Source organism: Roseateles sp. NT4 (assembly GCF_051857475.1).
Classification (GTDB): domain Bacteria; phylum Pseudomonadota; class Gammaproteobacteria; order Burkholderiales; family Burkholderiaceae_C; genus Pelomonas.
On record NZ_JBPZGZ010000003.1, the window covers coordinates 614241 to 640429 of the forward strand.

Annotated in this window: 28 protein-coding genes; 7 read left to right on the forward strand and 21 right to left on the reverse strand. The window is 66.8% G+C overall.

Annotation, left to right across the window (positions count from 1 at the left end):
* Positions 1-101: 101 nt before the first annotated feature.
* From ACS5PN_RS21730 to fliF, 14 genes are all read right to left on the reverse strand, one after another.
* On the reverse strand, positions 102-2153 hold the full coding sequence (locus tag ACS5PN_RS21730) for a M13 family metallopeptidase (protein ID WP_439466093.1): 2052 nt from the start codon (positions 2151-2153) through the stop codon (positions 102-104).
* Between the two features lie 104 nt (positions 2154-2257).
* Positions 2258-3022: a flagellar biosynthetic protein FliR gene (fliR, locus tag ACS5PN_RS21735; protein ID WP_439466094.1), complete on the reverse strand. Its 765-nt coding sequence runs from the start codon at positions 3020-3022 to the stop codon at positions 2258-2260.
* Positions 3023-3705: 683 nt separating this feature from the next.
* The gene (gene fliQ, locus ACS5PN_RS21740; protein WP_056199307.1) at positions 3706-3975 is read right to left on the reverse strand and encodes a flagellar biosynthesis protein FliQ; all 270 of its coding nucleotides are present in this window, start codon (positions 3973-3975) and stop codon (positions 3706-3708) included.
* 9 nt (positions 3976-3984) lie between these two features.
* Positions 3985-4734, reverse strand: coding sequence for a flagellar type III secretion system pore protein FliP (fliP, locus tag ACS5PN_RS21745; RefSeq protein WP_439466095.1), 750 nt, complete (start codon positions 4732-4734; stop codon positions 3985-3987).
* Complete coding sequence (locus ACS5PN_RS21750; RefSeq protein ID WP_439466096.1) at positions 4724-5047, reverse strand: FliO/MopB family protein; 324 nt, start codon at positions 5045-5047, stop codon at positions 4724-4726. Before ACS5PN_RS21750 ends, fliP begins: the two co-directional genes overlap by 11 nt.
* A gap of 129 nt (positions 5048-5176) precedes the next feature.
* Positions 5177-5623, reverse strand: coding sequence for a flagellar motor switch protein FliN (gene fliN, locus ACS5PN_RS21755; protein WP_439466097.1), 447 nt, complete (start codon positions 5621-5623; stop codon positions 5177-5179).
* Complete coding sequence (fliM, locus tag ACS5PN_RS21760) at positions 5613-6617, reverse strand: flagellar motor switch protein FliM (protein WP_439466098.1); 1005 nt, start codon at positions 6615-6617, stop codon at positions 5613-5615. The genes fliN and fliM overlap by 11 nt, the downstream gene beginning before the upstream one ends.
* 10 nt (positions 6618-6627) lie before the next feature.
* Entirely contained in the window at positions 6628-7233 is a 606-nt protein-coding gene (locus ACS5PN_RS21765) for a flagellar basal body-associated FliL family protein (RefSeq protein ID WP_439466099.1), read from the reverse strand.
* Positions 7234-7368: 135 nt separating this feature from the next.
* Positions 7369-8670 (reverse strand): flagellar hook-length control protein FliK, encoded by a 1302-nt coding sequence (locus tag ACS5PN_RS21770; protein ID WP_439466100.1) that lies wholly within the window; start codon positions 8668-8670, stop codon positions 7369-7371.
* 14 nt (positions 8671-8684) lie between these two features.
* On the reverse strand, positions 8685-9140 hold the full coding sequence (fliJ, locus tag ACS5PN_RS21775) for a flagellar export protein FliJ (protein WP_439466101.1): 456 nt from the start codon (positions 9138-9140) through the stop codon (positions 8685-8687).
* A 71-nt stretch (positions 9141-9211) separates the two neighbouring features.
* On the reverse strand, positions 9212-10639 hold the full coding sequence (gene fliI, locus ACS5PN_RS21780) for a flagellar protein export ATPase FliI (RefSeq protein WP_439466102.1): 1428 nt from the start codon (positions 10637-10639) through the stop codon (positions 9212-9214).
* Positions 10636-11412: a FliH/SctL family protein gene (locus ACS5PN_RS21785; RefSeq protein WP_439466103.1), complete on the reverse strand. Its 777-nt coding sequence runs from the start codon at positions 11410-11412 to the stop codon at positions 10636-10638. Before ACS5PN_RS21785 ends, fliI begins: the two co-directional genes overlap by 4 nt.
* Before the next feature lie 9 nt (positions 11413-11421).
* On the reverse strand, positions 11422-12417 hold the full coding sequence (gene fliG / locus ACS5PN_RS21790) for a flagellar motor switch protein FliG (protein ID WP_439466104.1): 996 nt from the start codon (positions 12415-12417) through the stop codon (positions 11422-11424).
* Positions 12418-12537: 120 nt separating this feature from the next.
* Complete coding sequence (gene fliF, locus ACS5PN_RS21795; RefSeq protein ID WP_439466105.1) at positions 12538-14229, reverse strand: flagellar basal-body MS-ring/collar protein FliF; 1692 nt, start codon at positions 14227-14229, stop codon at positions 12538-12540.
* Positions 14230-14376: 147 nt separating this feature from the next.
* Here fliF and fliE point away from each other — a divergent pair, with 147 nt between their 5' ends.
* Positions 14377-14703, forward strand: a complete 327-nt coding sequence (gene fliE / locus ACS5PN_RS21800; RefSeq protein ID WP_439466106.1) for a flagellar hook-basal body complex protein FliE — start codon at positions 14377-14379, stop codon at positions 14701-14703.
* 55 nt (positions 14704-14758) lie between these two features.
* Here the strand turns inward: fliE and ACS5PN_RS21805 are convergent, their stop codons facing one another.
* The 7 genes from ACS5PN_RS21805 to ACS5PN_RS21835 all read right to left on the reverse strand — a co-directional run bounded on the left by ACS5PN_RS21805 (position 14759) and on the right by ACS5PN_RS21835 (position 21406).
* Positions 14759-15490 carry a flagellar brake protein gene (locus tag ACS5PN_RS21805; RefSeq protein WP_439466107.1) on the reverse strand — a complete coding sequence of 244 codons (732 nt, stop codon included), beginning with the start codon at positions 15488-15490 and terminating at the stop codon, positions 14759-14761.
* A 170-nt stretch (positions 15491-15660) separates the two neighbouring features.
* A complete protein-coding gene (locus ACS5PN_RS21810; protein WP_439466108.1) occupies positions 15661-15960 on the reverse strand; it encodes a flagellar protein FliT in 300 nt (99 codons plus the stop codon).
* Between the two features lie 46 nt (positions 15961-16006).
* Positions 16007-16444 (reverse strand): flagellar export chaperone FliS, encoded by a 438-nt coding sequence (fliS, locus tag ACS5PN_RS21815; RefSeq protein WP_439466109.1) that lies wholly within the window; start codon positions 16442-16444, stop codon positions 16007-16009.
* Between the two features lie 128 nt (positions 16445-16572).
* On the reverse strand, positions 16573-17994 hold the full coding sequence (fliD, locus tag ACS5PN_RS21820) for a flagellar filament capping protein FliD (protein ID WP_439466110.1): 1422 nt from the start codon (positions 17992-17994) through the stop codon (positions 16573-16575).
* Between the two features lie 144 nt (positions 17995-18138).
* The gene (locus tag ACS5PN_RS21825) at positions 18139-19113 is read right to left on the reverse strand and encodes a flagellin N-terminal helical domain-containing protein (protein ID WP_439466111.1); all 975 of its coding nucleotides are present in this window, start codon (positions 19111-19113) and stop codon (positions 18139-18141) included.
* Positions 19114-19291: 178 nt separating this feature from the next.
* On the reverse strand, positions 19292-20206 hold the full coding sequence (locus tag ACS5PN_RS21830; RefSeq protein WP_439466112.1) for a flagellin N-terminal helical domain-containing protein: 915 nt from the start codon (positions 20204-20206) through the stop codon (positions 19292-19294).
* A gap of 291 nt (positions 20207-20497) precedes the next feature.
* Positions 20498-21406, reverse strand: a complete 909-nt coding sequence (locus ACS5PN_RS21835; RefSeq protein ID WP_439466113.1) for a flagellin N-terminal helical domain-containing protein — start codon at positions 21404-21406, stop codon at positions 20498-20500.
* A 443-nt stretch (positions 21407-21849) separates the two neighbouring features.
* Here ACS5PN_RS21835 and ACS5PN_RS21840 point away from each other — a divergent pair, with 443 nt between their 5' ends.
* The 6 genes from ACS5PN_RS21840 to motB all read left to right on the forward strand — a co-directional run bounded on the left by ACS5PN_RS21840 (position 21850) and on the right by motB (position 26181).
* Positions 21850-22311 carry a tetratricopeptide repeat protein gene (locus tag ACS5PN_RS21840; protein ID WP_439466114.1) on the forward strand — a complete coding sequence of 154 codons (462 nt, stop codon included), beginning with the start codon at positions 21850-21852 and terminating at the stop codon, positions 22309-22311.
* A 226-nt stretch (positions 22312-22537) separates the two neighbouring features.
* Complete coding sequence (gene flhD, locus ACS5PN_RS21845) at positions 22538-22858, forward strand: flagellar transcriptional regulator FlhD (RefSeq protein ID WP_439466115.1); 321 nt, start codon at positions 22538-22540, stop codon at positions 22856-22858.
* Between the two features lie 52 nt (positions 22859-22910).
* Positions 22911-23447 carry a flagellar transcriptional regulator FlhC gene (gene flhC / locus ACS5PN_RS21850; protein ID WP_119043339.1) on the forward strand — a complete coding sequence of 179 codons (537 nt, stop codon included), beginning with the start codon at positions 22911-22913 and terminating at the stop codon, positions 23445-23447.
* 23 nt (positions 23448-23470) lie between these two features.
* Positions 23471-24223 carry a class I SAM-dependent methyltransferase gene (locus tag ACS5PN_RS21855; protein ID WP_439466116.1) on the forward strand — a complete coding sequence of 251 codons (753 nt, stop codon included), beginning with the start codon at positions 23471-23473 and terminating at the stop codon, positions 24221-24223.
* Positions 24224-24313: 90 nt separating this feature from the next.
* Complete coding sequence (motA, locus tag ACS5PN_RS21860; protein ID WP_439466117.1) at positions 24314-25171, forward strand: flagellar motor stator protein MotA; 858 nt, start codon at positions 24314-24316, stop codon at positions 25169-25171.
* Between the two features lie 11 nt (positions 25172-25182).
* Complete coding sequence (gene motB, locus ACS5PN_RS21865; RefSeq protein WP_439466118.1) at positions 25183-26181, forward strand: flagellar motor protein MotB; 999 nt, start codon at positions 25183-25185, stop codon at positions 26179-26181.
* Positions 26182-26189: the final 8 nt, after the last annotated feature.

A 26189-nucleotide genomic window follows, 5' to 3' on the forward strand; every position in this document is an offset into this window, starting at 1 on the left:
CGACAGCGCATGAGGGCGCTGGTGATGGGCGTTGGCTGCAGGCCGAAGGCTGCCGTTCGCGTCAGGCCTGACCGCTGCCAGCTATCGAGGCCTGTGGCCGCTCACCACAGTTTCACGCGCTGGTCAGGGGGGCGATACATCTTGTCGCCTGGCTTGATGTCGAAGGCCTCGTAGAAGCCGGCCTGGTTGGCCAGCGTGCCCTTGACGCGGAATTCGCCCGGCGAATGCGGGTCGCTCTTGATCTGGACGATGGCCGCCTCTTCGCGCTGCAGCGTGCGGAACTTGACGGCCCAGCCGATGTACAGCCGCTGCTCGCCGGTCAGCCCGTCGATCACGGGCGAAGGTTGGCCGCCCAGTGACTTGCGGTAGGCCTTGTAGGCGATGGTCACGCCGGAGTTGTCGCCGATGTTCTCGCCCAGCGTGAACTGGCCGTTGACGAAGTAGCCCGGCACCGGGCTGAAGGCGCTGTACTGCTGCACCAGCCCGTTGGCACGCGCGGTGAAGGCGGCGCGGTCTTCCGCCGTCCACCAGTTGCGGAGGTTGCCATGGCCGTCGTAGCGGCTGCCCTGGTCGTCGAAACCATGGCTGATCTCGTGGCCGATGCTGGTGCCGACGGTGCCGTAGTTGATGGCGTCCTCCGCCTTCACGTCGAAGAAGGGCGGCTGCAGCAGCGCCGCCGGAAAGGTGATGGCGTTCTGCAGCGGGCTGTAGCTGGCGTTGACGGTCTGCGGCGTGAAGCCCCATTCGCCATGGTCCACCGGCTTGCCGAGCTTGGCGATGCCGCGGTCGAAGGCATGGCGGCGGCCCGCGCGCACGTTGGCGATCAGGTCGGTGCTGCTGGTGGTCAGGGCCGTGTAGTCGCGCCAGACATCCGGGTAGCCGATCTTGGGCGTGAACAGCGCCAGCTTGGCCTGCGCCTCTTTCTTCGTTGCCGGGCTCATCCACTCCAGTTCAGCGATGCCTTCGCGGAAGGTGGCGAGGAAATTGTTCACCATGGCCAGCACGCGCGCCTTGTTCTCGGGCGGAAAGTGCCGGGCCACATAGAGCTTGCCCACCGCCTCGCCCATGACGGAGTCGACGAACTGCTGGGCCTGGCGCCAGGGCGGCTCGTTCTCGGGCACACCGCGCAGCACCGTGCCGGTGAATGCGAAGCGCTCATCGGCCGCGGCCCGCGTGAGGTAGGGTGCATAGGCCGCCAGCACCTGCCACTTGAAATAGCTTTGCCACTGCTCCAGCGGCACCTCGGTCACCAGCTTCGAAAGGCCTGCGAAGTAGCTCGGCTGGCGCACCACCAGCGACGTGGCCTTGCCCGCGATGCCTGCGGCCTGCAGGTAGGCCGGCCATTCCAGTCCGGGCGCCTCTTCGGCCAGCTGCGCGAAGGTGCGCGGGTTGTAGGTCTTCAGGGCGTCGCGGTTGTCCACGCGGTTCCATTGCAGCTGGGCCAGCCGGGTCTCCAGGGCCAGCACGTTGGCCGCATGGCGCTCGGCCTGCGCATCGCCCTGCATCGTGAAGAGCTTGGTGATGTGCTGCACATAGGCCTGCCGCACGGCCGTCAGCTTCTGGTCCGTCTCGTTGAGGTAGTAGTCCCGGTCGGGCAGGCCCAGCCCGGACTGGGCCGCATAGACGACGTAGCGTTCCGCGTTCTGGGCGTCCTGCCCGACGAAGACGCTGAAGGGCACGGTCACGCCCTGTCGTTCCAGCTCGGCCATCAAGGCGGCCAGGTCCTGGTGGCGGGTGACGGCGGTGATGCGCGCGAATTCAGGCGCCAGCGGTGCGAAGTCGCGCGCGTCGCGCGCCTTGTCGTCGGTGAACGTGGTGTACAGGTCGGCGATCTTTCGGGTCTCGCTGCCGGCCGCGCCCGGGTTCTTCAGAACGTCTTCCAGGATCGCCCGCACCTGCAAGGCTGCCGTCTCGCGCAGTTCGTCGTAGGTGCCCCAGCGCGCCTTGCTGGCCGGGATCTGCGTGCCGCGCGCCCAGCGGCCGTTGATGTAGGCGTAGAAGTCGTCCTGCGGCCGCACGGCCGGATCGAAGGACTTGACGTCGACGCCCGAGATCAAGGGCTTGCCCGCCTGCGCTGGCATATCGGCCGCGAGCGCAGGCGCGCCCAGGCCCGACGCCGCCATGAGCAGGAAACTGATGCAGATCGACTTCATGACGGTCCTTGATGGCGCCTTGGGTTGCGGTCATTCTTGCAGACGCCGCGGATCCGCATGGGGCAGACCTGGCTGGCCATCCGAGAGCCGCCGACACCCTGCGCCTAACTGAACGCCGCCAGCAATCTTTCCAGCGCCACCGTGAACGGCGTCTGCATCAGCGGCAGCGTGGCCACCATGCCGATCAGGCCGATGCTGACGGTCAGCGGGAAGCCGACCGAGAAGACGCCGATCTGGGGCGCGACGCGGGAGATCACGCCGAGCACGAGGTTGACGAACATCAGCATGGTGATCAGCGGCAGCGCGATCCACAGGCCGATGCTGAAGATCTCGGCGCCCCATTGTTGGGGCTTCGCCATGCGCAGGAAGGCGAAGGGTTCGGTGCCGACCGGGAAGGCGTAGAAGCTCTGGATCAACGCGTTGATCAGCAGCAGATGGCCGTTGATGGCGATGAACAGGAAGGCCACCATGCTGCCGAAGAAGCGTGCGCTGGCCGTGCCCTGGGCGCCGGTGCTGGGATCGAAGAAGCCGGCGAAGTTCAGGCCCATCTGCAGGCCGATGATTTCACCGGCGAACTCCAGGGCCGCGAACACGATGCGCACCGCGAAGCCCATGGACAGGCCGATGAGCAGCTGCTGGGCCACCAGCAGCGTCAGGCCGGGCAGGGAGTCCAGCGGCGTGACCGGCATGGTCGGCAGCGACGGCTGGGCCGCCACCGAGATGAAGAGGGCCAGGCCGATGCGCAGGCGCAGCGGCACATTGCGCTGGCTGAAGGTGGGCATGCCGGCGAACAGGGCCAGCGTGCGGATGAAGGGCCACAGGAGTGGGTTCAGCCAGGCGAGGAGTTGGGCTTCGGTGACGGAGAACATGTTCTTGCTGGTCGCTTCGTCACTCAGAGGCAGATTGTGTCGGGACACTTTTGCGTAGAGCCTTTCGGCTCGGTGCAGTGAGCCGGGAGTCCGCCCCGGCAGGGCGGGTAACTTTTGGCGAAGCCTTCGGCTTTCTCTGACGCGCCAGAGAAAAGTCACCAAAAGAGGAGCGCTGAATGCAATCCGCACTCGAGCGGTGGCATGCGCTCGCGATGCTCGGAACTGGACCGTGCCCAAACGCGACCCGCTGCGCTCTCGCTGCTGTCCCTGTGAAGAGAGCCATCCATCGCTCCTTCACGCCCGTTAACGCCGGCTGCACGCCGGGCTCACCAGGAATGCAGCGTCGCTGGGGCGACGCATCGAACGGGCGCACTCGTCGCGTCGCCCGAGCGACGCTGTTTCTTGTTTTCTGGTGAGCCCGGCGTGCAGCCGCGCGTTCAGCGCCCCGCTGGCGCGATGCGTGATGCTCGTCATAGGGACAGCAGCGAGAGCGCAGCGGGTCGCGTCTGGGTGCGATGCCGCTGGTCGTTTTCGCGCGCCGTTCATGGCGTCGTGATACTCGTGTGCGGTTCAGGGCCTCTTCTTTGGTGACTTTCTTCTGGCCCCGCAGAAGAAAGTTACCCCGCCGCCGGGCGGGACTCCCGGCTGGGCCTTGGCAGAAAGCCGGCGCCACTGCGACAGCCTCAGCCAACCACGTTGGGAATCGTCATCAACGTCCGCTGGATGTACTCCACCAGCGTCGTCATCATCCACGGCCCGGCGACGGCCAGCGTCAGCACGGTGGCGATGACTTTGGGCACGAAGGACAGCGTCGCCTCATTGATCTGCGTGGCCGCCTGGATCACGCTGACGACGACGCCAACGAGCAGCACGACGATGAGGACCGGTGCGGCCACGAGCATCATCATGTAGAGGCCTTGCTGGCCAAAGGTGAAGACTTGTTGGGCGTCCATGGTCGGTTCTCAGGTCACGAAGCTGGCGGCCAAAGAGCCGAGCAGCAGGTTCCAGCCGTCCGCGAGCACGAACAGCATCAGCTTGAAGGGCAGGGCGACGAGCACGGGCGACAGCATCATCATGCCCAGGCTCATCAGCACGCTCGCCACGATCATGTCGATGACGAGGAAAGGGATGAAGATCAGGAAGGCGATCTGGAAGGCGCTTTTCAGCTCGCTGGTCACGAAGGCGGGCACCAGCACCTTGAAGGGCACGTCCTCGGCCTTGACGCTGGCGTCCAGCTTGGCCAGGCGCGAGAACAGGGCCACGTCGGCCTGGCGGGTCTGCTTCAGCATGAAGCCGCGCATCGGTACCTCGGCGCGCTTCAAGGCCTCATCGAACTGGATGGTGCCGGCGCTGTAGGGTTGCCAGGCCTCGGCGTAGACCTTGTCCAGCGTCGGGCTCATGACGAAGAAGGTCAGGAACAGGCTCAGGCCGACGATGACCTGGTTGGGCGGCGCCGACTGTGTGCCCAGGGCCTGGCGCATCAGGCTCAGCACGATGGCGATGCGTGTGAAGGCCGTCATCATCAGGATGACGGCGGGCAGGAAGCCCAGGGCCGTGAAGAACAGCAGGGTCTGGATGGGCACCGAATAGCTGCCGCCCGAGCCCTGGCCGACCAGCAAGGGCAGTGAAGCCGGCGGGGTCTGGCCTTGCTGGGCGAAGGCGGAGCCGGCTGCAAGCAGCAGGCCGGCCATCAACAGGGATTTAGGCTTCATTGCCGCGCTCCTTGCTGAGCAGCTTGGCAAAGCTGGCCGGTGCGACCGGCTCGGCCTGGGGCGGCATCACATGCAGGGTCGTGATGTTCTGGGCGGTGGCGCCCAGCACCAGCCAGCGGCGGTCTTCGCCCTGGCCGACCTCGACGACGAGGAGGCGCTGGTTGGGCGCGGTGGGCAGCTGGGCCACCACGCGCAGCACGCCGGCTGCCGCGGCGCCGCCCAGCGGCGTGCGCTTGAGCAGCCACAGCGCGACCGGGATCAGCGCGACGATGCCGAGGAACCAGAGAAAGGGGAGCAGGCCGGAAGCATTCATGCCTCGGCATTCTGCGGACGGACTTGAGCGGCCGAACCCCCTAAATGGCCCGGCAAACCCTTGGTTGTCCCAAGACCGCGCCAACGGCACGGGCTTTCGGCTGCACGCCGCGTGCTGGCGGCGCAGCCCTCAAGCGGCCTTGGACAGGCGGCGCATGCGCTCGGACGGCGTGACGATGTCGGTCAGGCGGATACCGAATTTGTCGTTCACGACCACCACCTCGCCCTGGGCGATCAGGTAGCCGTTGACCAGCACGTCCATGGGCTCGCCGGCCAGGGCGTCCAGCTCCACGACCGAGCCCTGGGCCAGTTGCAGGATGTTCTTGATCGGGATGCGGGTGCGGCCCAGTTCCACGGTCAGCTGGACGGGAATGTCCAGGATCATGTTGATGTCGTTGCCCGGCCCCGCGCCGCTGGTCGGCGTGAAGTTGGCGAAGCTGGGCGTGGACACCTGTTCAGGCACCTCGGCGACCACTTCGGTGGCGGGAGACGCGGCAGGCGCGGCTTCGGCCAGGGCCGCAGCCCATTCGGCCGCCATCGCGTCCTGTTCTTCTTGGCTGGGTGAATCAGGACTCATGTTTGGCTCCCAACCAGCCCTCTTGCGGGCCAGTCAGCATCTTGTCGATCTTGAGGGCATAGCGCCCGTTGGACGTGCCGTAGTGGCAGTCGAAGACGGGGACGCCGTCCACCTTGGTCTGGATCATGGGGTTCAGATCCAGTTCTATGAAATCGCCCGGCTTGAAGGCCAGCAGCTGCTCGACCGTGGCCGGCGCCGTGCCCAGCTCGGCCACCAGTTCCACTTCGGCCGATTGGATCTGGGTCTTGAGCAGATTGATCCAGCGCCGGTCCGGCTCGGAGGAGTCGCCGACCGTTGTCGAATACAACACGTCGCGGATGGGTTCCAGCGTCGAGTAGGGAATGCAGAAGTAGATGGTGCCGCTGGTCTCGCCGATTTCCAGCGTGAAGGACGTCGACACGACGATTTCGCTGGGCGTGGCGATGTTGGCGAACTGGGGCTGCATCTCCGAGCGCTGGTATTCCAGCTCGAGCGGGTAGATGCCCTTCCAGGCCTTGTGGTACTCGGCGAGGATGACCTCGACGATGCGGGTGATGACGCGCTGCTCGGTGGGCGAGAAGTCGCGGCCTTCGATGCGGGCGTGGAACTTGCCGATGCCGCCGAACAGCGAATCGATGACGGCGAACACCAGCGTCGGGTCGCAGACGATCAGGCCGCTGCCGCGCAGCGGCTTGACCGACACGATGTTGAAGTTGGTCGGGACGACGATCTCGCGCAGGAAGGCGCTGTACTTCTGCACCTTGATGCCGCCGATGGCGACTTCCGGGCTCTTGCGGATGAAGTTGAACAGGCCGACGCGGATGTTGCGCGCGAACCGCTCGTTGATGATTTCCATCGTGGGCATGCGCCCACGAACGATGCGTTCCTGGCTGGCGAGGTTGTACTCGCGTATGCCGCCGACCTGCTCCTCTTCGGCCTCGAGCTTCTGGCTCTCGCCGGTGATGCCCTGGAGCAGTGCATCGACTTCGTCTTGCGAAAGAATCTGCTGATTCATTTGCGCGGCTTTACTGCACGATGAAGTTGGAGAACAGGACTTGCGTCACGGGACTTTCGACGTGGGCCTTTTTCTTCTTCTTTTTCTTCTTGGGCGCGTCGGCGGCAGCGGCGTGGTCGTCCTCGTCCTCGTCGTCGAGTTCGATGCCCATGGGGCGCACCGACTCACGCATGATGTCCTTGGCGAGCTTTTCCTTGCCTTCCTTGGTGAGGAGCTCGGCCGCGGTCTTGTGCGCCAGCACCATCAGCACATTGCTGCGGATGGCCGGCATGTAGGCCTTGATCTGGTCGGCGAACTTGGGGTCCTCGACCTGCAGCGTGACGCCGACCTGGGCAAAGCGGTCCACGTCCTTGTCGGCCAGGTTGACCGTGAAGGGGTCCAGCGGCACGAAGGTGGGCGGGTGGTCGCTCTTGGCGTGGGCCTTGGGCTTGGCTGGTGCTTCGGTGGCTTCGGCGCCGTCCTCACCATCCTCGGCCGGGGGCTTCTTCTTCAGCAGCATGACGGCCGCGCCGCCGCCCACCAGCACCAGCACGAGCACGGCGGCAATGATGATGATGAGCTTCTTGCTGCCGCCGCCCTTGGGCGCGGCGGCTTCGGCAGCCGGCGCAGTCGCCATGTGAACTCCTTGAGACGTCTTTCACCCCGGCGGCCTTTGCAGACCAGGGGCACCATTGCGCCTGATTATTGACCTGAGGCCCGTCCGGCAAGCCCCGATTAGGTCAAGCCAGTCGTGGCTATTTCCGCTTCAGGATCAGGCAAATGTGTCGAGCAGGCCCACGCTGCGGCGTACCGGAGCCGCTGCCACGCCGGCGCTGGCGCCGATGCGGGATGTGCCGCTGCCGCTGCGCGAGCTGCGACCCTCATCGCGACCCGCCTCGGCGTCGCCGCCCTGGGCGTCACGGGGCGCTTGCTGGAAGACACCCCCGCCGGACAGCGTCAGACCCTGGTTCTGCAGGGCGGCTGCCAGATCCGGCAGGCTCTGTTCCAGGGCCTGGCGGGTCTCGGCCTGGGCCGCATGGAAGGAGACCTGGGCCTGATTGCCATCGACGACGATCTGCACCGCCACCGGGCCCATGTCGGACGGGTTGAGCTGCAGTTCGGCCTGTTGCACGCCGTCCACGGCCAGCAGGCTGACGCGCGCGCCGAGTTCCGGTGCGAAGGCGCTGCTGTGCACGGCGGCGTTGACCTGGCCGTTGGCGCCGACGGGCGCCGTGTCCGCGGCCGCGGCCGTTGCCGGCATGGCCTGGGCCAGCACGGCGGCAAAGTTCGGAGCTGCGACATCCGTCACGGCCGCGGCGCGAGGTGCGGCCTCACTGGGTGTGGCGGTGGCGGTCTGCAGGGCCTGGCTGCTGTCGCTGCGGGCGGCCGCGGCCTTGTCGGCGGCAAGCTCGATGCCCTTGGCATGCGGTGTGTCGGCCGCGCGTGCGTGCGAATCGGACGGGCGGCGTTCGGACGACGACGTGGCGGTGGATTCGGTGGCGTCGCCGCGCGTGGTGGCATCGTCGGCCTCGCGGCCGGTGCGCAAGGCACGCACGCCCTTGCCGCCGGCTTCGGCCACGGCATCCGCGGCGCCCGGCAGGCCCGGGGTGACCGGCTGAGGTCCAGCCGTCTGCGGCGGCACGGCCAGGCCGATGAGCTGGGTGAATTCGTCCAGGCCGGAGGTCTCGGGGTCCTTGTCGCTGGCCGATGCGGCGTCGGCGGCTTCGGTCTTGTCGTCGCTGACCTTGGCATCCTTGACCGGCTTGGCGGTATCCGTGGCTTCGGACGGGCGACCCTGGGCCGGCTTGGTGGCCGAGGCATTGCCATCCTTGCGGCGGGCCGGTGCCGTGTTTGCCGCAGGAGCGGGAGCCGCGGTCTTGGCCTCGCCAGCCGTGTCCGGATCCCTCGGCACGGGATCGGGATGGGCCGGCGGCAGATTGGGCTGGTCGTTCAGGAACTGGGCGAAAGTGGGGCCACCGGCCGAACCCGGGGTGGGCAGGGCGGGCTGGGCCGCCGGGGCGGCGGGCGGCATGGCGGCCGGCTTGGGCGTGACGGATGAGGCGTTGCTGAGCATGGTGGCGGGCCCTCTCAGACGTGGGCCATGCGGCGCAGATGGGCGCGCGCGGCGAATTCGTCGGTAGCACGCTGTTCGCGGCGCTGAACCACCTTGTCGGCCTCGGCCTGGCGGCGGGCGATCAGCTGTCGCAGGGCGGCGACACGCATTTCGGCTTCGCGCAGGGCGTCGCGGGCGCGCTGCTGGCGGGCGTCGGCATGGTTGGCCACGTGGCCCTGGGTGTCTATCGCCTGGTCGATGCGGCGGCCGAAGCTCTGGTAGCAGCCGACGATGTCCATGGTGGTGGCCTGGGCGAAGCTCTGGGTCCAGCGCTGCTGGTAGTCCTGGCGATAGCCGGCCAGTTCGCCGTGCTGGGCGCGCGCGTGCTGCGCCTGGGTGCTGGCGGCATGCAGGGCCTGTGCAGCGGCGTCGCGCTCGCTCTCGGCGCGTTCCAGCAGCAGGCCCAGGGTGTCTTTGGCGGGTGCACTCATTCAAAACTCCAGCGCAGCGCCTAACCCGCGGTCGGGCGCTAAAGAGGTATCGGCGGCGCCGACCTGGAGGTTTAGGCGCCTTGGACCACAGCCTGCAATTGGCTGACGCTGGCGTGAAGAAGTGCCGGGCTGTGCATGTCCTGTTGCAGCAGCCGCGTCATGTCGGCATGCAGGCGTACGGCCAGGTCCAGCTCGGGGTCGGCGCCCGGGGCATAGGCACCGAGCTGGATCAGGTCGCGGGCCTTGTTGTATTTCGCCAGAAGCTGGCGGAATCGACGCGCGGAATCGACCTGGTTTTGGGGTGCAACACTGGTCATCACCCGGGAAATGGAGCGCTCGATGTCGATGGCCGGGTAGTGGCCGGCCTCGGCAAGCTCGCGCGACAGCACGATATGGCCGTCCAGGATGCCGCGCGCCGCGTCGGCAATCGGGTCCTGGGGGTCGTCGCCCTCGGTCAGCACCGTGTAGAAAGCCGTGATGGATCCCTCGCCCGGCAGGCCATTGCCGCTGCGCTCCACCAATTGGGGCAGCTTGGCGAAGCAGCTCGGCGGATAGCCCTTGGTGGCGGGCGGCTCGCCGATGGCGAGAGCAATTTCACGCTGGGCCATGGCGTAGCGGGTCAGCGAGTCCATCAGCAGCAGCACATGCCGGCCCTGGTCGCGGAAATACTCCGCGATCGCCGTGGCGTAGTGGGCGCCCTGCATGCGCATCAGCGGCGGGGCGTCGGCCGGCGCCGCGACGACGACGCTGCGCTTGCGGCCTTCGTCGCCGAGGATGTCCTCGATGAATTCCTTGACTTCGCGGCCGCGCTCGCCGATCAGGCCGACGACGATGACATCGGCCTGGGTGTAGCGCGCCATCATGCCCAGCAGCACCGACTTGCCGACGCCGGTGCCGGCGAACAGGCCCAGGCGCTGGCCGCGGCCGACGGTCAGCATGGCGTTGATGGCGCGCACGCCCGTGTCCAGCGGCGTGCGCACGGGGTCGCGGTCCATCGCATTGATGGGGCGCCGCACCATGGGTTCGTTGTGGATGTTGCCCAGTTCGCCGCCGCGGTCCAGCGGGTGGCCGTGCGGGTCGACGACGCGGCCGAGCAGGCCGTCGCCCATGGGCAGGTGCAGGCCGCGGTCCTCGCCGCGGCGCCAGGGATGCAGGGGCTGGCCCAGCTGCGGTGCCAGCGGCGGCAGATGACGGGGTACGACGGTGGCGCCGCTGGACAGGCCCTGCACCTCGTCGGTGGGCATCAGATAGGCGCGATCCCCGGAGAAGCCGACCACTTCGGCGTTCACCGGGCTTGAGCCGCGACGCGGGTTGTTGCCGCTGCTGGGCATCTGGATGCGGCAGACCGAGCCCAGCGGCACCTTGATGCCGGTGGCTTCCAGCACCAGGCCGGCGACGCGCACCAGCTTGCCCTGGCATTCCAGCGGCGCGGCGTTGGCGGCCAGCGTCTCGAGGTCGCCCAGGTAGCGCTGCCAGCGGTCCGTCCGGGCGGAAGTCATTCGTCGTCCGCGCCGCGGCGGTCTTCCCAGATCGACTGCTGGCCGATGGCCGAGACGGCCTGCTGCCAGCGCGTCGCGATGGTGGCATCCACGCTGGCGACGTCGGCATCGACCTTGACGCCGCCGCGCGGCACTTCCGGATCGGGGATGAGCTGGGCCTCGCGGGCCTGCAGCTCGTTGCCGGCGCCTTCCTGTACCAGGGCGTGGTCGTCGGGGTGGACGCGCACGCGCACATGGCGGGCCGACAGCTGCAGGGCCTCGACGGCGTCATGGGCGACACGGGCGATCAGCTCGGGGCGCTGCTCGAGCTCGCTGCGCACGACCTGGCGGGCCAGTTCGACGGCAATGCGGGCTATCGCTGCCGCCATCTCGTCTTCCAGTGCGCGCATCTCGGTGTCGAAGCCGGTCACCAGCCCACCGAGCTGCTTGCTCATCTGCTGGGCAAAGCTCTGCTTGAAGGCGTCCAGCGCGGCCATGCCGTCGCGGTAGCCGTCCTGGTAGCCGCTCTGGCGGGCGGCGTGCAACTGTTCCTGGGCGCTGGGCTCGGGCGGAGGAGGGGGCTCCACCGGTGCCGCAGCGGCGGCCGGCGGCTGTGGTGTGCCCGGACGCATCGGCGCAAACGGCGAGGGCGCGGTGTTGCCCAGGTTGTCCATGCTCCAGGCCTTGGCGCCCTGGACTTCCTCGCCGGGGATGAAGCGGGCGTAGGTGTTGCGGCGGTCGCTTTCGCGGCGGTCGGGCGGCGGCACTTGCCGCGGGGGCTGACGGGTGACCATCGCCTAACCTTAAACGAATTGGTCGTCGCCGCCACCGGCCAGGACGATCTGGCCCTCGTCGACGAGGCGGCGCACGATCTTGAGCATTTCCTTCTGCTCGGCCTCGACCTCCGACAGCCGCACCGGACCGCGGGTCTCGAGGTCTTCGCGCAGCGTTTCGGCGGCGCGGGTGGACATGTTGCGGAAGACCTTCTCGCGCAGGTCGGCGCTGGCACCCTTGAGCGCGACGACGAGGCTCTCGCTCTGCACTTCCTTGAGTACGGCCTGGATGCCCTTGTCGTCGATCTTGTTCACGTCGTCGAACGTGAACATGTTGTCCATGATCTTCTGGGCCAGGTCGGAGTCGGCCTCGCGGATGTAGTCCAGCACCGAGGCTTCGACGCTGGAGCCCATCATGTTGATGATTTCGGCGGCCGTCTTGGCACCGCCCAGCGAGCTCTTCTTCATGCGCTCGCCGCCGGCCAGGATCTGGCTCATGACCTCGTTGAGGTCCTTCAGCGCCGTCGGCTGGATGCCGTCCAGCGTGGCGATGCGGATCAGCACCTCGTTGCGGCCGCGCTCGGTGAACATCTTCAGCACCGAACTGGTCTGGTCGAAGTCCAGGTGGGCCAGGATGGCCGCGATGATCTGCGGGTGCTCGTTGCGCAGCAGCTCGGCCACGCTGGCGGCGTCCATCCACTTCAGGCTCTCGATGGACGACACGTCGCTGCCTTGCAGGATGCGGTCCAGCAGCAGATTGGCCTTGTCCTCGCCGAGGGCCTTGCGCAGCACGGCGCGCACGTATTCATCGGTGTCGGTGACCAGGGTGCTCTGGGTCTCGGCGACCGAGTCGAACTTGTCGAGCACGGTCTCGACCTGGGCGCGCTTGATGACCTTGAGCTTGGCGATGGTCTCGCCCAGCGCCTGCACTTCCTTGGGCGACAGATGCTTGAAGACCTCGCTGGCTTCTTCTTCGCCCAGCGACATCAACAGGATTGCGGCGTTTTCGGTCCCTTTGTCGTCCATGATCAAACCTCAACCCGAGGCGTAGTGCCTTCCCCAGTGGCTGCCATGGAACTGGCTTTGCCAGGCCATTGGCAGCGCCCCCTCGAGGGGGCTCGCGAAGCGAGCAGGGGGTGGTCCATGTTATGCCGCTTCGCCGGCCATCCAGTCGCGCACGATGTTGGCGACGGCGACCGGATTGTCGCGGGCCAGGGCGCGGGCACGGTCGAGTTTTTCGTTGTGCATGGGCGCCTCCAGGCGCGGCATGCCATCGGCACCGGGCAGCAGTTCGGCATCGTCGACGACTTCGTCCACGGTTTCCGGCTTCTCTTCCGGCGGCAGCGGTGCGGCGGCCTTGATGGCAGGGCGGATCATGCCGAAGACGGCGATCAGCGCGATGGCGACGAAAGCCAGCGGCACGATGGCGCTGCGGGCGATGTCCAGCAGCCAGGGCTGCTTCCACACCGGCACGTCGGTCGGCTCCACCTTGTCGACGACGAAGGGTGCGCTGATGACCTTGACCGAGTCACCGCGGTCGGCGCTGAAGCCCATGGCTTCCTTGACGAGGTCGGTCAGGCGGGTGATCTCTTCGGCCGGCACCGGCTGGCTCGTCGTCTTGCCCTTGGCATCGGTCACCTGCTTCTGGTTGACGACGATGGCGGCATTCAGGCGCTTGACGTTGCCCACGGCGCCGCGCGTGACGCGCACGGTCTTGTCAACTTCGTAGTTGGTGACCTGCTCGCGGCGGTTGTTGCCATTGCCGCCGCCGGTCTGGGTGGCCTGCAGCGGGGCGCTGGCGCCGTTGACGGGGGCCGTGGCCGGCACCGGCGGCTGGTTGGTGGCCGCGCCCGGCACGCCGGTGGGCGTGGCGCTGCTGCTGTTGCTGGATTCGTTGCTCTGGCTGGATCGCACCGCGGCCTGGGCGTTGGGGCCCTGGTTGGGGCGGTATTCCTCGGCGGTGGCCTCGGTCTGCGAGAAGTCCACGTCGGCGGTGACCGTGGCGCGCAGGTTGTCGCGGCCGACGACGGGTTCCAGCAGTTCGAGGATGCGCTTGTTGTAGCCGGCCTCGACCTGCTGCTTGTAGAGCAGTTGCTGGCTGTCCAGGCCGGTGGCGTTGTCCGCGCCGGTCTGGGAGATCAGCGCGCCGGTCTGGTCCAGCACGCTGACGGCCTTGGGCGACAGCTCGGGCACGCTGCTGGAGACGAGGTGGACGATGCCGGCGATCTGGTTGCGGTCCAGGGTGCGGCCGCCGCGCAGCGTCAGCATGACGGAGGCGCTGGGCTTCTGCTGTTCGCGGAAAAAGCCGTTCTGCTGCGGGATGGCCAGGTGCACGCGGGCGTCGGCCACGTCGGACATGGCGGTGATGGTGCGGGTCAGCTCGCCTTCCAGCGCGCGCTGGAAGTTCAGGCGCTCGTTGAACTGGGTCTGGCCGATGGAGGACTTGTCCATCAGCTCGAAGCCGACGGCGTTGCCGCTGCCGCCCTTGGGCAGGCCCTGGGCGGCCAGCTTCATGCGCAGGTCGTACACCTGGCCGGCGGGGACGAGGATGGTGCCGCCGGCTTCGTGCTTGTAGGGCACCTGCATGGCCGACAGCGCGCCGATGACGGCGCCGCCGTCCTTGTCGGCCAGGCCGGTGAAGAGGGGGCGGTAGTCGCCCTGGCTGGACCAGAGCGTGATGGCGAGCACCGCGCCGGCCAAGGCCAGCAGGCCGGCGCCCATGGTCAGCTTGCTGCGCAGCGGCAGGCCGTTGAGGCGCTGCACGAAGTTGGGCTGACCGTCGACCGGGGTGATCATCACCGGGGCGGCGGCAGCGGGGGCGCTCAGGGCGTTGTCCATCGGAGGGGCAGATACAGCGGAGGCCGGGGAATCCGGCGATGGCGCAAATTATTCGTGCCGCCACCCTCAAGAAAGCGCTGAAGTGGCCGACGCGGGTGGCGCATCTCTGCGCTTCGCGGGCGTGACTTGCTGCCAAAGTCCTGTCCCATGGACATGAAGCTGCGCCCCTTCGACTTTGCCCAGGCCGCCGCCCGAGCGGGCCTGGCGGTCAATGGCACGCCGCTGTCATCCAAGCCGGCGGCCGTTGGCGGTGCCAGCTTCGGCGACGCCATGACGCAGGCGCTCAAGGGCGTCAGCGCCCAGCAGAACGAGTCCGCCCGGCTGCAGCGCGAGGTCCAGCTGGACAACCCGACCGTCAGCCTCGAAGAGACCATGGTCTCGATGCAGAAGGCCCAGATCGGATTCCAGGCGACGCTGCAGGTGCGCAATCGCCTGGTCTCGGCCTACTCCGAGATCATGAACATGCAGATCTGAGGCCGGCGCTCCGGGCCGCTCGCAAAGCGGGCACCGGACACGGCCCGCATGGGCGTCAGGGATCCAGCTTCAGCAAGCGGCGGCGTTTCTGCGTCTGGTCCACATAGACCTGCAGCGACCGGCCGGCATTGGCGTCGAGGTCGACGAAAGAGCATCCCAGCTGCTGCTGGCCGCTGCCGTCTCCGGCGATCGGGCTGACGTGATGGGGCAGCAGCGTGACCCGCAAGGCGCTGATGCGGTCCAGTTCGAGCACCAGTTTGTCGCTGACCTGGCCCAGGGGCAAAGGTGAGAAATCCGGCGGCAACGCCAGCGCCAGGCCGCCGATGCTGATGTCCAGCACGCGCAGGGCCTGGCCGGGTTGCTCGGCACCGGGCAGCACGATGCGCGGATAGGCACTGCCGGCCGGTTGCACGCGGAACGACTGGCGGCGCTGGAAACGATAGAGGCGGGTCGGCAGGGCGCTGCGCAGTGCGGTGCCGTGCTGGCCGCTGACCAGCACGGGCGCTTCGAGTTCGAACTGCAGCTTGATGGCGCCCAGGTAGGCGACGGCGGTGATTTCGCCTTCTGCCACCAGGGCCTGGCTGATGCCCTCGGGGTCGGTACCGATCTCCAGCCCGACCAGGTCGGCGTCGACATCCAGCGCGACGATGCGGCTGGACAGGCTCTGCCCCTGGGGACCACTCAGCAGCACGCCGGCGTTCTCACGCTGCAACTGCTGCAGATAGGCCGCGATCTCGGCGCCGGAGGCGACGCGCAATTCCTCGGGGGTGGCTTCAGAAGCGGTCATGCCGCGATGGTAGCTGGGCTGTTTGTCTTGCGGGCCGAGCGCCGGGCCGCTCCCTAGCCGGCTCGCCTTGGGCGATGTGCTTGCGGCTCGACGCCGCAAGCATCGCCGTCCCCTCGGGGGACCGATCAGCCTTGCCGGCGTTCAGCCGGTGCAAGGCTGAGCGAGTGGCTTCAATGCACCATCCGGCTCTTGCCCTTCATCACCTGATCCAGGTCCTCCAGCCAGGGCTCGGCCAGGTGGCGGATCTCGGCGTCGTTCAGCAGGATGCGCTGCATGATGCGCGTCTTCAGCTGCGACTCGCCCGGCGCCAACTGGGCCTGGCTGGCGGCGGACTTGAGCTGCGAAATCAGCAGCACACAGGCGCCTTCGAGCTTGACCACTTCGTCCCAGTTGCCGGTGCGGGCGGCCGACAGCATGTCGGCGCTGGCTTGTTCGATGGCCTCGTAATAGTTGAGCAGTTCGGAATTCATGGGGGCGTACCGGAAAGCGTGATCGGGGCGGGGCGAAGGGGGCGCGTCAGGCGGCCTGGGGAGGGCGCACCGCCGGGTTGTCGGCGATGGCGTGCCAGGCGTCGCGCACCGGCAGCAGCAGGCGCTTGCATTCCTCGATCGCGGCGATGTCGCTGTGCAGATTGGCGTAGGTCAGCCGCATGCACAGGTAGGCGTAGAGGTCACGCAGATCGTGGGCCAGCGGGTTCGATTCCAGGTTGAGGGCGGCCTTGAGGCCCTCGTCCAGGATGCGCACGCAGCGGCACAGCGAGTTGTTCTTGACGGGGGTGTTGCCCGCCTGGATGGCGGCCAGGGCCAGGTTCATGCCTTCGACGACGCCATCGAACAGCAGGGCCACGAGGCGGTGCGGGCTGGCGCTGAGGACGTCGGTTTCGACGCCGACCTTGCCATAGGCCGAACCGCTGCGGTGGGCTCGGGAGGCAAACGGGGAGGAGGATCCGTACATGAGGGCTCTCTGGGCTGGATACCTTCAAATTTCGGCGCCCTGCGGAGGAACTTGAGGGAGCCGACCCACCCTGGCGGCGTGAAAAAAGGCGCCCTAAGGCGCCTTGTTTACAAAGTTTGCTGAGGCGCTCAGCTCGACGAGCTGCTGAACTGTTTGGTGACGTAGGCCGACAGCTGGTTGAGCGAGGCCATCTTGGTGTCCAGCGCGCTGTACTGGGCCCGCAGGCGCTTCTCGGTCAGGGTCAGCGAGTCCTGCATCTTGCTGATCGTGGTGTCGTTGTTGGCAATGCGCTTTTGCAGGCTGCTCTGGCCGGTGGTGATGGCACCGTCCGTGCCCAGGATCTGGGTGGCGAAGCTGTTCCACTGCAGGGCAAAGCCCTGGTTTTGCTTGTGGGCGGTGTCCGGCGCGGAGAACAGCTTCTTGAGGTCTGGCAGATTGGTCAGGGCCTTGTCGAGCTTGGTCGAGTTGACGGTCAGCGTGCCGTTCTGGCCGGGTTCCAGCCCGATGTCGGACAGGCGGCCAAAGGCGCCCGCCAGCGTCGTCGTACCACCCGTGATGCCGCGCAGCATCTGCTGTACCGACACCGCCTTGGTGTCACCTTGCAGCACGCCGGCGGTCTTGGTGCCGGCGTCGTACTTGGTCTGGTCACGCATCAGGTTGAACAGCTTGTTGTAGGAGTCCACGAAATCCGTGATCGCCTTCTTGATGCTGGTCGTGTCGTTGCTGGTGCCGATGCTGACGGTGGCGGCGTTGGCGGCTGTGCCGCCCGCGGGCACGGTCGTCTTGAGCAGGTTCACCGTGATGCCGTCAGACAGGCCCGACAGGGTGTTGCTCTGCGAGGTCAGGTCCAGGCCATCCCAGTTGAACTTGGCATTGCTGGCTGCCTGGGTTTGGTTCATGCCGGTGCCGCTGCCGTCGTAGACGAGGTCGGCCAGGGCGGCGTCGGGGCTGCTGATCTGGAAGGCCTGGTTTTCACCGGTGCTCAGCGAGCGGATGACCAGGCGGGTGCCGGCGGCGTCGTTCACCAGGCTGGCGTTGACGCCGACGTTGGCGGCATTGATCTTGTCGCGGATGCTGGACAGGGTGTCGGTTGCGTTGACCGTGATGGCCGCGGGGGTGCTGCTGCCGGGCGTGAAGACCGGCGGGTCGCCGTCCCATCGGCCGAGGGCGATGGTCAACGTGCCATCGCCCAGTGTCTGGCTGCCGTTGGTGAAGATGCGGCTGGCGACCGACTGGGCGGACGCCAGCTGGCTGACCTTGAGCAGGTGGTTCTGGCTGCCGGCGCTGCTGGCGCTGACAGTGGCGACCGAGGTGTCGGACACGCTGGCCGTGGAGGCGTTCCACAGGCCGGCGTCGGACAGCTTCTGGGCGGCCGTCTGCATGCTGGATACGGCCGACTGCATCTGGCCATAGGCAGAGATCTTGGTCTGAAGCTTGGCGGAAGCTGTCTTGATGTCATTGATCGGCTGCTGCTCGATCGACATCAGCTTGGTAACCAAGGTTTCGACATCGAGACCGCTGCCGATTCCGAGCGATGAGATGGTGGCCATATCCCTTTCCTATTGAGACCCGTTCGGTAGGGCCTTCGGCATGCCGGGAGCGAACTTTAGGAAAATTTTCGCGGGGCCGGCGCTGAAACGACGACGCCGGGACTTCCGACACGCGGAATCCCGGCGTTGCTGGGGTCGGGCGCTTCAGCCCTTCAGCAGTTGCAGCACCTGCTGCGGCAGCTGGTTGGCCTGGGCGACCATGGCATTGCCCGCCTGTTGCAGGATTTGTGCCCGCGACATGTTGGACGTTTCCTGGGCGTAGTCGGCATCCATGATGCGCGAACGGGCCGCGGTCTGGTTCTCGACGGCCACCTGCAGGTTGCCGATCACGGAATCGAAGCGGTTCTGGGTCGCGCCGTAGGTGGAGCGGGCCAGGTTGACCTGGGCCAGGGCAAAGTCCAGGAACTGGACGGCCACCGACGGGTCGCCCTGATCGGAGTTGGCGCCGGTCAGAGCAGGCGGCGCGCCGGCGGCGGCGAAGTCCACCGCCGCGGTCGGCGGTACACCGCCCGTGCCGCTGCCGGAGGCACCCAGGATGTTGATCTTGGTGCTGTTGATGGCCGCCTCCAGGGCGCCGTCGTTGCCGTTGGGCGTGCCGGTCGTGCCGACGGTCGTCGTCAGGATGTCGCTCTGGGTGATGACGATCTGGTCATCCACCGTCGCGTTGGCGCCCACCTGGAAGGTGAACGAGGTCGACGAGCCGGTCAGGATCTGCGAACCGTTGAAGTTGGTGTTGCGGATGAGGCGACCCACTTCGGTCTGCAGCTGCGTGAACTCGTTGTTCAGCGCGGCGCGGTCCTGCACGTTGTTGGTGCCGTTGGCCGCCTGCACGGCCAGTTCACGCATGCGTTGCAGCATGTCGCCCACCTTGCCGAGCGAGCCTTCAGCCGTCTGCGCCAGCGAGATGCCGTCATTGGCATTGCGCATGGCCACCGACATGCCGCGGACCTGCGTGTTCATGCGTTCGGCGATCGCCAGACCGGCGGCGTCGTCCTTGGCCGAGTTGACACGCATGCCAGAGGACAGGCGTTGCATCGAGACCGCCAGCAGCCCTTGGGAACTGTTCAAGTTCCGCTGCGCGTTCATCGAGGCAATATTGGTATTGATGGTCTGGGGCATTTGAGCACTCCTGCAAACAGCCCGGTGGATTCCGGTGTCGCCGCCGCAAAATCAGCGACGTCATGGAGTGCATTGTGTTGGCGCTGTTCACCGCCCAAAGCCGCGAACAGCGCCCAAAACCACGGCCATTAAAGGCCTGTACCGGCGGTGCCCCCACCGCCGTCTTCCGGGGCTTCTATCAGCCGCCGCGCAGCAGCGTCAGGACCTGTTGGGGCAGCTGGTTGGCCTGCGAAATCATCGCGGTACCGGCCTGCTGCAGGATCTGCGCGCGGCTGAGGTTGGCGGTTTCGCTGGCGTAGTCGGCGTCCATGATGCGGCTGCGGGCGGCCGACTGGCTTTCCACCGACACCTGCAGGCTCGAGATGACGGCGTCGAAGCGGTTCTGGGCCGCACCGAAGGTGGAGCGGGCCGTGTTGACCTGGGACAGGGCCTGGTCGATCTTGGCAACCGAGTCCAGCGCACCCTTGGTGGCGCCAGCGTAGACATCGTAGGTGGCGCCGGTGCCGGCTGCGCCGACGTTGGAGATGTCGGTGTTGGCCGCATTGGCGACCTCGGCCAGGGCGCCCTGATTGGTGCCGGCGGCCGTGGCGGTATTCAGGATGTCGGAGCCCGTGATCGTGATGGTGTCGTTGGCCGTCGCGTTGGCGCCCACCTGGAAGGTGGTGGCAGCGGAACCCGTCAGGATGGAGTTGCCGTTGAAGTTGGTGTTGCTGGACAGGCGCGTGATTTCGGACTGCAGCAGCGAGAACTCGTTGTTCAGCGCGGTGCGGTCGTCGGCGTTGTTGGTGCCGTTGGCTGATTGCACGGCCAGCTCACGCATGCGCTGCAGCATGTCGCCGATCTTGCCCAGCGCGCCTTCAGCGGTCTGCGCGAAGGAGATGCCGTCGTTGGCGTTGCGGATGGCGACGCTCATGCCGCGCACCTGGGTGTTCATGCGTTCGGCAATGGCGAGGCCGGCGGCGTCGTCCTTGGCCGAGTTGACACGCAGGCCCGATGACAGGCGCTGCATGCTGACCATCAGCGAGCCCTGCGAGGCGGAGGTGTTGCGCTGAGCGTTCAGCGAGGCGATGTTGGTGTTGATGGTGGCAGACATGGCGCGTTCCTTTCAGTGCCAATAGGTGGAATCCGAGCCCTGGCAGTCGACGCTGGTGGCATGTTGGCCTTTGCGTTGGCTGCGAGCTGGGACCCGTTGAGACCGTTATCGGACCGGGTGAGGAGGCGCTTGAGAGTGATCCTGTGTAAAACGGGCCGCTCAATCTCGCGAATTGCGGGGTGATTGGCGGCCTTTTAGGGTGCTTGAGCTGGCGGGCTTTGCCCTCGGGGGTCAACGACGACTGCCGTCGCTGTTGTTGAGCTCAGGGCCAGCGTTGAGGCTGGCCCAGGATCATCGAAGAAGCGACAGCACTTGCTGCGGCTGCTGGTTGGCTTGGGCAATCATGGCCGTACCGGCTTGCTGCAGGATCTGGGCGCGGCTCAGGTTGGCGGTTTCCATCGCATAGTCGGCATCCATGATGCGGCTGCGGGCGGCGGACTGGTTCTCGACCGCGGTACCCAGGCTGGAAATCACGGCGTCGAAGCGGTTCTGGGCGGCACCGAAGGTCGAGCGGGCCACGTTGACCTGGGAGATGGCCTGGTCGATCTTGGCGATCGAATCCAGCGCACCCTTGGTGGCGCCGGCATAGGCGTCGAAGGTGGCGCCGGTGCCGGCCGCGCCGACGTTGGAGATGTCGGTGTTGGCCGAGTTGGCCACTTCAGCCAGGGCGCCGTCGTTCTTGCCGGCAGCCGTGACGGTGCCCAGCATGTTCTGACCGCTGATGGTGATGGTGTCGTTGGTGGTGGCGTTGGCGCCGACCTGGAAGTTGAACGACGTCGTGTTCGTCAGCACGGCCTGACCGTTGAAGGTCGTGTTGGTGCTCAGGCGGGTGATTTCGCTTTGCAGCTGCGTGAACTCGTTGTTCAGCGCGGTGCGGTCGTCGGTGTTGTTGGTGCCGTTGGCGGACTGCACGGCGAGTTCACGCATGCGCTGCAGCATGTCGTTCACTTTGCCGAGGGCGCCTTCAGCCGTCTGCGACAGCGAAATGCCGTCGTTGGCGTTGCGGATGGCGACATTCATCCCCTTGACCTGGGAATTCATGCGTTCCGCGATGGCCAGGCCGGCGGCGTCGTCGCGTGCGGAGTTCACCCGCAGGCCGGACGACAGACGTTGCATCGAAGTGGCCAGCGAGCTTTGGGCGGAGCTGGCGTTGCGCTGTGCGTTCAGCGACAGCAGGTTGGTATTGATGACTGCGGGCATGATGCTTCCTTTTAGCTAGAGATAACCCGGCAAAGGCGCCGGCGAAGACCCAGGTGCCCGGGTGAGGCACCCGTGCTGCCCACGCAGACCCGCCTTATTAGTTAGTGGCAAGCCCTTGTGGCTACGCCCGACGCCAGTCAACCGTTGAAGTCTGTCCCATCGCTTGGGCGATGGGACACCACCTCGGCTTTCCAGCCGGACCACGGAACCGTTGCCGGCGCCGTTGGAATGGCTATCGGATGTCTCCACACGTTTCTTGAGGCGCTTTTGTCAAGGGGTGTGATCTTTTGAACAGAGGCAGGTGCAAAGCCTTGTTCATCGGATCGGCCGGACGGCGTTTTTTTGGCCCGAAAGGGCCTGGCTTTTCATGGGATCGGCCGAAACCGGCCTGCCTAAAGTGCGCTCCATCCCGGCCGATACCCCGCGCCGGACTGGAGCCTCAGATGCCCGCCTTGTCCGCCTCGACCCGTCAAAACGTTGTTCAGCTTCCCACCGCCGCCCAGGCGATGCCGGAAGACGCCCTGATGCTGCTGGCCCGAGCCCGCAACGCCGCCTTCGCCGAGGCCGCTCGAGGCAATCTGGGACAGGGCCTGGGCATCCTGCAGGATGCCCTGGAGGACGAACCCATGAGTCACGAGCTGCTGGCCGACATGGGCGCCCTGCTGCTCGTCGCTGGCCGCCACGATCAGGCCGCGCAATGCGCAGAGCGTGCCCTCAAGATCCACCCCGACCACGGCCCCAGCCTCTACACCCTGGGTTTTGCGCTGTCGGGCCGCGGCCAGAAGAAGCAGGCCATCGAGGTGCTGAGCGCGCTGAAGGCCGGCCCGGCCGCTGACAGCCTGCGCGCCGAGTCGCCCGAGCTGATGCCCGTGGCCATGACGGAATTGCAGCGACTGCTCGGCTGACGAGACGGATTCCACACTTTCGGGGCCCCGCCGGCGCAAGCTGGCGGGGCCCCGATTCTTTGGCGGCGGGAGACCCCGACGCGGCTGTAGGAATTTCGCTGACAAGGGCTTCCTGTCAGGGTGACGCTGCGCACCGACGCAGCCTGATATCGCGAGAAAAGGGCCTTCAACACAATCCGTTTCACTGATCCGCAACACCCCTCTACCTCTGAAACGGAAGCCCGCCATGAACGCCGACCAAATGCTCGCCGAGATCCGTGAAGCCAACCTGTCCTACCTGATGCTGGCCCAGAGCCTGATCCGCGCCGACCGCGAACAGGCCCTGTACCGCCTGGGCATCAGCGAGGACACGGCCGCGCTGATCGGCACGCTGAGCCCGGCCCAGATCATGAAGATCGCTTCCGGCAACACCCTGCTGTGCGCCTTCCGCATGAGCGACGACCTGGTGTGGGGCCTGCTGACCAACCACAGCAAGCCCGGCGCGAACGAGAGCGTGTCCCGCCTGCACGCTTCCATCCTGATGGCCGGCCGCCACGAGCACGCCTGATCCGTCTTCCCCGATTCGCTGCCCACCCCAGTTACAGATTCCGGAGCCCACCATGCGCGTCAAGAGCATCCTCACCGAAGCCAAGCAGATCGACCGTGCCGTTCAGCTGATCCACCTCGGTGCTCGCCTGCAGGTGCTGGAATCCGAAACCGATCTGTCCTACGAGCGCCTGCTGCGTCTCTATAAAGAAGTGAGCGGCAAGTCGCCGTCCAAGGGCCAGCTGCCCTTCTCGACCGACTGGTTCATGACCTGGCAGCCCAATATCCACGCCAGCCTCTTCCTGAACATCCATGAGTACCTGAACAAGGCTGCGGCACTTGACGAGATCGACACCGTCATCAAGGCCTACCAGCTCTATCAGGAGCAGACCACGGCCCAGGGCCTGGAAGCCATGCTGTCCGTCACCCGCGCCTGGCGCCTGGTGAAGTTCGTCGACAACGGCATGCTGACGCTGACCAAGTGCTCCAAGTGCAATGGCCAGTTCGTCACCCACCCGCACGAGACGGCCCGCCACTTCGTCTGTGGCCTTTGCAACCCGCCCGCACGCGCCGGCAAGGGCCGCGCCCAGGGCTCCATCCAGATGCACTAACTTAATAGGGCGACACTGTCGCCATGTGGATCACCCGTTGGCCGCTGCCGGCTCTGTTGAGCTGGCTGGCGGCCTGGTTCATTTATGCGGCTTCGTTGTGGGCCGGCCTGTCGCCCGGGCCGGCTTTGGCGCTGGGCGCCGCCGTCGCCGCCGCGCTCGCCTGGCTGAATGACGAGCGCTGGCGTCGTCTCATCGTCGCCCTGGGTTTCCCGGCCTCGGTGCTGGCCCTGGGCTGGCAGGGCGGGGCGTCTGGCTTGCTGTGGCTGGCGCCGTTGGCCCTGCTGTGGTGGCTCTACCCGCGCCGGACCTGGTCCGAGGCGCCGCTCTTCCCCACGCCGCGTGGTGCGCTGCAGCAACTGCCGACCCTGGCTCCGCTGCAGGCGCAGGCGCGTGTGCTGGACGCCGGCTGCGGCGTCGGTGATGGCCTTCGTGAACTGCTTCACGCCTACCCGCAAGCCCGCGTCGAGGGCGTCGAGTGGAGCCGGCCGCTGGCTTGGGTTGCCCGGCTGCGGGCGCGCGGCGCCCGGGTGCGCCAGGGCGACCTCTGGGCCGACGACTGGGCGCCCTTTGCCCTGGTCTATGTCTTCCAGCGGCCCGAATCCATGCCCCGCGTCTGGGCCAAGGCCTGTGCCGAGCTGGCGCCCGACGCCTGGCTGGCCAGTCTGGACTTCGCCGTGCCCGATGTGACACCGGTGGCGAACTGGCAACTGTCCAACGGCCAGAACGTGTGGCTTTACCGCCCGGTACGGAATGGGCCGGCAAAGCCCGCCAATTGAGTGCATACGGCGGGCTTCATCGCGGCATACTTTGCTCAAGCCCCCCGGCACCGGGCCGATATGGCCTGAACACCCCCAACTCAACCGCGCATGTTCGTCATCATCGGCTGGGCCATCTCCATGGCCTGCATCTTCGGCGTGTTCATCGCCCACGGCGGGAACATCGGCGTCATCCTGCACGCCTTGCCCTTCGAGATGATCACCATCTTCGGCGCCGCCATTGGTGCCTTCCTGGCCAACAACCAGATGAAGGTCGTCAAGGCGACGGCTGCCGGCCTGGGCCTGTGCTTCAAGGGCAGCAAATACAGCAAGGCCCGCTACATGGAGCTGCTGGCTCTCATGTACGACATCCTGCAGAAGGCGCGCAAGGAAGGCCTGATGTCCATTGAAAAGGATGTCGAGGACCCGCACAGCTCGCCGCTGTTCCAGAAATACACGACGGTGGGCAACGACCACCACGTCACAGAATTCATCACCGACTACCTGCGCATGATGGTGTCGGGCAACCTGAACGCCCACGAGATCGAATCGCTGATGGACAGCGAGATCGAGACCCACCACCAGGAAGAGCATGCGGCCGTTGCGGCCCTGCAGCGCCTGGCGGGCGGCCTGCCGGCCTTCGGCATCGTGGCGGCCGTGCTGGGTGTCGTGAACACCATGGGCTCGGTCGGCCAGCCGCCGGCCGTGCTGGGCGGCATGATCGGTTCCGCCCTGGTCGGTACCTTCCTGGGCATTCTGCTGGCCTATGGCTTCGCCGAGCCGCTGGCAGGCCTGCTGGAGCAGAAGGTCGAGGACGGCGGCAAGGAATTCCAGTGCATCAAGACGACGCTGCTGGCCAGCATGCAGGGCTATGCGCCCCAGGTGGCCATCGAGTTCGGCCGCAAGGTGCTGTTCTCCGGTGACCGTCCGAGCTTCAGCGAGCTCGAAGGTCACGTGAAAAAGAAGTGATGGAGCCCTGAATGGCCGGCGACGCCAAGAAGCTCCAGCCCATCATCATCAAGAAGGTGAAGAAGGGCGGCCACGCGGCCCATGGCGGCGCGTGGAAGATTGCCTACGCCGACTTCGTCACGGCCATGATGGCCTTCTTCCTGCTGATGTGGCTGCTCGGCTCCACGACCGAGGGCGACAAGAAGGGCATTGCCGACTTCTTCCAGTCGCCGCTGAAGGTGGCCATGCTGGGCGGTTCGGGCTCGGGCGACTCCTCCAGCGTGGTGCGTGGCGGTGGCAAGGACCTGACACGCGAGACCGGCCAGGTCAAGGAAGGCCAGAGCGAGGCCAAGAAGTCCAGCTACACCCTGCGTGCGCTGAAGGAAGAGCAGCGCAAGGCGGAGCGGGCGCGGCTGGAGCAGCTCAAGACCAAGGTCGAAGAGGTGCTGGCCGAGAACCCCAAGCTGGCGGCCCTGGGCGGCCAGATCCGCCTGGACATGACCCGCGAGGGCCTGCGCATCCAGATCGTCGACGAGGGCAACCGGCCCATGTTCGACAGCGGCAGCGCCGTCGTGAAACCGTATATGCGCGAGTTGCTGCGCGAGCTCGGCAGCGTGCTGACCGAGGTGCCCAACCGCCTGACCGTGGAAGGTCACACCGACGCCCAGGCCTTCCCGGGCGGCGACAAGGGCTACAGCAACTGGGAGCTGTCGGCCGACCGCGCCAATGCCTCGCGCCGCGAACTCGTCGCCGGTGGGCTGTCGGAGGCGCGCATGCTGCGCGTGCAGGGCCTGGCCGCCAGCAAGCTGCTCGACGCCAAGGATCCCAATGGCGCACTGAACCGTCGCATCAGCATCATCGTCATGAACCGTGATGCCGAGGACGCCGTGCTGAAGAACCTGCCCGATGAGCCGGAGGCCGAGGCGCCCGCCGCCGATGCCGCAGGCACACAAGCGCCTGCTGGCGGGCTCACGCAAGTGCCGGGGACCGGCAAAATGCCGCAAACTCAAACGCCGGCTCCGGCGCGCTAGAACTAGAC